The sequence below is a fragment of the Streptomyces sp. HSW2009 genome (assembly GCF_040240285.1).
In the GTDB taxonomy this organism is placed as follows: Bacteria; Actinomycetota; Actinomycetes; order Streptomycetales; family Streptomycetaceae; genus Streptomyces.
This window is the reverse complement of the sequence record NZ_JBEHZD010000878.1, coordinates 1-2088: the sequence shown is the minus strand read 5'-3', so window position 1 is coordinate 2088 and position 2088 is coordinate 1. Positions and strand designations below refer to the sequence as shown.

Annotated in this window: 1 protein-coding gene; it reads right to left on the bottom strand. The window is 76.4% G+C overall.

Annotated features, from left to right (window positions below):
* On the bottom strand, positions 1–2088 hold a 2088-nt coding region (locus AAHZ94_RS33160; RefSeq protein ID WP_349997413.1), incomplete at both ends, for an SDR family NAD(P)-dependent oxidoreductase.

Below are 2088 nucleotides of genomic sequence, written 5' to 3'. Positions count from 1 at the left end.
GGCCGCGCCGCGGCGGGCCCGCCGGCGAGGGCCCGCGGGTCCAGGCTGAGGGCGAGGAGCTGCGGCTGGCCGTGTGCGCAGGCCGCGTCCAGCATCGCCAGGCCCGCATCGGTGCTGTTGGCCTTGATGCCGAGGCGGCCGATCCTGGCCAGGTCTGCGGCGGCGAGCTGGGCGGTGAGTCCGCTGGTCTCGGCCCACAGGCCCCAGCCGATGGAGACACCGGGCAGGCCGAGGGCCCGGCGGTGGGCGGCCAGCGCGTCGCAGAAGGAGTTGGCCGCCGCGTAGTTGGCCTGTCCCGGGGTGCCGAGTGCGGAGGCGAAGGAGGAGAAGAGGACGAACAGGCCCAGGCGCTGCCCTGCGGTGGCCGTGTGCAGGTTGACCGCGGCCTTCGCCTTGGCGTCCCAGACCCGGGCCAGCCGGTCGGCGTTCTGGGCGGGGAACATCGCGTCGTCCAGGACACCGGCCGCGTGGATGACGCCGGTCAGCGGGTGGGCCGGGTCGACGGAGGCGACCAGGTCGCGGACGGCCGCCGGGTCGGTGGCGTCGGCGGCGACGATGCGGGCGGTGGCGCCGGCGGCGGACAGCCGCTCGGCGAGGTCCGCGGCGCCCGGCGCCTTCGGGCCGCTGCGGCTGACCAGCAGCAGGTTGCGGGTGCGTCCGGTGCGTACGAGGTGTTCGGCGACGTGGGCACCGAGGGTGCCGGTGCCGCCGGTGATCAGGACGGTGCCCTCGGGGTCGAGGGTGGCGGGCACGTCGAGTACGAGCTTGCCAGTGTGCTTGGCCAGGCTGAGGTGACGCAGCGCCTGCCGGGCCCTGGCCAGCGGCCACACCCGGTGCGGCAGCGGGGTCAGCGCACCGTCGGCGAACAGTTTGCGCAGGGTGTCCAGCAGGGCTCCGATGCGCTGCGGGCCGGCGTCGGCGATGAGGTCGAAGGCGGTGTAGCGCACCCCGGGGTGGTCGGCGGCGACTTGTTCGGGGTCGCGGACGTCGGTCTTGCCCATCTCCAGGAGCCGGCCGCCGTCGCCGAGGAGCCGCAGCGAGGCGTCGACGAAGTCACCCGCCAGGCTGTTGAGCACCACGTCCACGCCACGGCCGCCGGTCGCCTCCCGGATCACCGACTCGAAGCCCGGGTCCCGCGAGTTCGCCCGGTGTCCCGCATCGACGCCCAGCCCTTCCAGCACCCCGTGCTTGGCGGGGCTGGCGGTCGCGAACACCTCGGCGCCCAGGTGCTGGGCGATCTGTACCGCCGCCATTCCCACCCCGCCCGTGCCCGCATGGATCAGCACCGACTCGCCGGCGGTCAGGGAGCCGAGTTCGACCAGCGCGTACCAGGCGGTGAGGAACACCACCGGGGCCGATGCCCCGTCGGTGAAGCTCCACTCGTCGGGGAGCGGGGTCACGGTGCGGGCGTCGGCGACGGCCAGTGAGCCGAACGCCCCCTCGAAGAGGCCGAAGACCCGGTCGCCGACGGCCAGCCCGGTGACGTCAGCGGCCACCTCGGTGATCACGCCCGCGCCCTCGCTGCCCGCGAAGGTGGCGCCGCCCGGGTACATGCCGAGGGCGATCAGCGCATCGCGGAAGTTGACGCCGGCGGCCCGTACCGCGATGCGGACCTCGCCCGCGGCCAGCGGCGCGAGGGCTTCGGGACAGGCGGCCACCGTCACGTTCTCGACGGTCGCGGTCGCCCGGGTGGTCAGCCGCCAGGCGGGGGCGTCGGCCGGCGGGACCAGGTCGCCGCCGTCGGCGGGCGCCCGTACCAGGCGCGGCAGCAGCGGTCGGCCGGCGCGCAGCGCGAGTTGCGGCTCGTCGGCGCCGATCGCCCCCGCGAGGGCGGCGGCCACCTCCGCCCAGCCGGTCCCGGCGTCCGGGGCGAGGTCGAGCAGGAGGAGCCGGCCCGGGTTCTCCGCCTGGGCGCTGCGGACCAGGCCCCAGACGGCGGCGCCGGCGGCGTCCACCCATGCGGCGTCGACGGCCCCGCTGCCGCCGCCCGGCTCGCCCTCGGCGACCGCGCCGCGGGTGACGACGACCAGGTGCGCCGCGGTGAGCCGCGGCTCGGCCAGCCAGGCTTGGGCCGTCGCCAGGACGTGC